This window comes from Mesorhizobium sp. M8A.F.Ca.ET.021.01.1.1 (assembly GCF_003998025.1).
Lineage (GTDB): Bacteria > Pseudomonadota > Alphaproteobacteria > Rhizobiales > Rhizobiaceae > Mesorhizobium.
Genome location: NZ_RZSJ01000666.1, coordinates 1 through 3,166, shown reverse-complemented (window position 1 = coordinate 3,166; position 3,166 = coordinate 1). Strand labels below are relative to the sequence as shown.

General features: G+C 64.9%; 3 protein-coding genes. All 3 read left to right on the top strand.

Features of this window, described 5'->3' with window-relative positions:
• The coding region (locus tag EOA36_RS31800; protein WP_127280812.1) for an SDR family oxidoreductase at positions 1-481 on the top strand (481 nt) is incomplete at its 5' end.
• Entirely contained in the window at positions 478-2,010 is a 1,533-nt protein-coding gene (locus tag EOA36_RS31795; RefSeq protein WP_127280811.1) for a mannitol dehydrogenase family protein, read from the top strand. The genes EOA36_RS31800 and EOA36_RS31795, both read left to right, overlap by 4 nt.
• 35 nt (positions 2,011-2,045) lie before the next feature.
• Positions 2,046-2,960 carry a sugar phosphate isomerase/epimerase gene (locus tag EOA36_RS31790; protein WP_127280810.1) on the top strand — a complete coding sequence of 305 codons (915 nt, stop codon included), beginning with the start codon at positions 2,046-2,048 and terminating at the stop codon, positions 2,958-2,960.
• Positions 2,961-3,166: the final 206 nt, after the last annotated feature.

The window sequence follows — 3,166 nt, the reverse complement described above, 5'->3', positions numbered from 1 at the left end:
CCTCGACGCCAGCCCCGAAGACTGGGCGGCGCTGTTCGCCGTCAATGCGCGCGCGCCGTTCTTCCTGATGCAGGCGGCGATTGCCGACATGCGGAAACGCGGCCAGGGGGGCGCGATCGTCAACATCCTGTCGATCAACGCCCATTGCGGCTCGCCGGAACTCGCCGTCTATTCCGCCACCAAGGGCGCGCTGGCGACGCTGACCAAGAACGCCGCCAACGCCCATCGCTTCGACCGCATCCGCGTCAACGGCATCAATGTCGGCTGGACCGACACGCCGGCCGAGCGGGTGATGCAGGCGCAGACGCTCGGTCATGGCCCGGGCTGGCTTGACGCCGCCAACGCCGCCCAGCCCTTTGGCCGGCTGCTCAGGCCGGACGATATCGCCAACCTCGCCGTCTTCCTGCTTTCCGACGCGGCCGGGCCGATGACCGGGGCGGTGATCGACCAGGAGCAGTCGGTGATCGGGGCGAACCGGTGAACGCCATCGAAACGCTTGGGCCTGGCCTGCTGGAGCGGCTTCCCGCCGCCGTGCAAAAGCCGACCTACAACCGCGCATCGCTGTCACCCGGCATGGCCCATCTCGGCGTCGGTGCCTTCCACCGCTGCCACCAGGCCGAATACACCGACGACCTGCTCTCGCTGAAGTTCGACCGCTGGGGCATTGTCGGCATCAATATCCGCCCGCCCGCGCTCGCCGACACCCTTGGCCGGCAAGGCGGCCTCTACACAAGGCTGATCCGCGAGAACGACCATGTCGAGGCGCGCATCATCGGCAGCATCGTGAAGGTGGTCGACAGCCAGGACAGCGCCGCACCGGCGCTCGCGGTGCTCGCCTCGCCCGACATCGAACTGGTGACGATGACGGTGACGGAAAAAGGCTATTGCCATATCCCGTCGACCGGCGCGCTCGATCTCGGCCATCCCGACATCGTCCATGATCTCGCCAATCCGGAAGCGCCGCGCAGCCTGCCCGGCATCCTGGCGCTGGCGCTGGAGCAGCGCAGGGCCACGCATGGCCGCAAGCTGACACTGCTCTCCTGCGACAACATTCCGACCAACGGCGTCATCCTGGAAAATGTCGTGCGGAGCTTTGCCGAACGGCGTGGCAATGGGCTTGCCGACTGGATTGCGGCCAATGCCGCCTTCCCCTCCGCCATGGTCGACCGCATCGCGCCGGCTGTGTCGCCGGATGATCTCGACAGCGTCGAACAATGGTTCGGCTATCGCGATGGGGCCGTTGCGGTGGGCGAGCCGTTCCGGCAGTGGGTGATCGAGCAGAAATTCGCCGGCCGCATGCCGCGCTGGGACCTGGCCGGCGCGACCTTCGTCGACGATGTCACGCCGTTCGAGCATCTCAAGATGCGGGTGCTGAACGGGGCGCAAACGACGCTCGCCACGCTCGGCGTGCTGGCGGGGCTCGAACACACATTCGATGCCATCGCCGACCCGCTGCTGTCGGTCTTCGTCAGGAGCATGCTGGTCGAGGAGACGCTTCCGACACTGACGCCGGTGCCCGGCATGGAGCCGTTGGCTTATGTCGAGCAGAGCCTTGGCCGGCTGAAGAACACAGCGATCCGCCATCGCAACCACCAGATCGCCACCGATGGATCGCAAAAGATCGTCCAGCGCCTGCTCAACCCGATCCGCGACCGGCTGAGCCAAGGCGCCGGCATCGGCCTGCTGTCGGTGCCGGTCGCCGGCTGGATGGCCTATCTCATCCTGGCCTCGGCGCGCTTCGGCAAACGCTGGCCGGTGTCGGATCCCTATGCCGGCAGGATCGCAGCGATCGCCGACGAAACCGGACGCGACGCGCCGGCGCTGGCTTCGGCCATCCTGGCCATCGACACGATTTTCGACCCCGGCCTTGCCGCCGACGAGGCGTTTCGCAAGACGGTGACTTCAGCGCTGGGCGAACTGCTTTCGGACGATCCGATGGCGGCCGTTCGACACAGTCTGGAGCAAGACGGGGTCGCGAGGTTGAAACGATCCAAACTATCGGCATTATAAACATCGATCGCGGGTTCGCGGTCAGGGGAGGCATGATGAAACTTGGACTGCTCACCGCACCATTCGCGGAGACTCCGCTCGGCGAGGTCGCCGGCTGGGCAAGCTCCGTCGGCTTCGAGGCCTTGGAAATCGCCTGCTGGCCGAAAACCTCCGGCGCCACCCGCCGCTATGCTGGCACCAGCCATATCGACGCCGCCGGCACCTCGGCCTCGCAGGCGAAAGAGATTGCCGCTTCGCTGGCGGAAAAGAACATGTCCATCTCCGGCCTCGGCTACTACCCCAACCCGCTGCATCCCGATCCCGCCCACCGCGAGGCGGTCATCGGCCATCTGAAGAAGGTGATCGTGCTGGCCGCCAATATGGGCGTGCCGGTCGTCAACACCTTCTGCGGCGGCGATGCCTCCAAAACCGTCGATGTCAACTGGCAGGATGCGCTGAAAGTCTGGCCCGGGATCGTCCCCCATGCACGCGACCACGGGGTGAAGCTTGCCTTCGAGAACTGCCCGATGATCTTCAGCTATGACGAATGGCCGGGCGGGCACAACATCGCCTATTCGCCGCAAGTCTGGCGCCGCATCCTGGAGAGCTGGGGCGGCGATGTCGGCATGAATTTCGACCCCTCGCACCTGGTCTGGCAGATGATCGACCAGGCCCGCTTCATCAGGGAATTCGGCCCCTACATGCTGCATGTCCACGCCAAGGACCTGATGATTGATCATGATGGATTGTACGAGCGCGGAATCCTTTCGGCCGGGATAGGCTGGCAGGTGCCTCGCATGCCGGGGCTGGGCGATGTCGACTGGAGCGGCTTCTTCTCCGGCCTCTACCGCGCCGGCTATGACGGCTCGGTCATCATCGAGCACGAGGACAGGCGATTTGAAGGCAGCGACGATCAGGTGAAACGGGGTTTTCTGCTCGCCCGCGACGTGCTGCGTCCCTTCGTCAAATGACGGCAAGGCGAGCCACTTGACTCTGTTTGTGAGTGGCACGGCTTAACGGGTTGGAAGTGAACTGAAAAACAATGTGGAGGAAGACTGAAATGAAGACATATCTGACCATGGTTCCGCTGCTTGCCAGCGCCGCCCTGCTCGCCTCGGTGGGCATCTCGTCGGCGGCCGGCAAATACACGATCGGCATTTCCAACACAGTGCAGGGC

What these genes read in the sequence shown, in the direction of transcription:
- EOA36_RS31790 (WP_127280810.1), top strand. Translation starts at nt 2,046, where the DNA reads ATGAAACTTGGACTGCTCACCGCACCATTCGCGGAGACTCCGCTCGGC.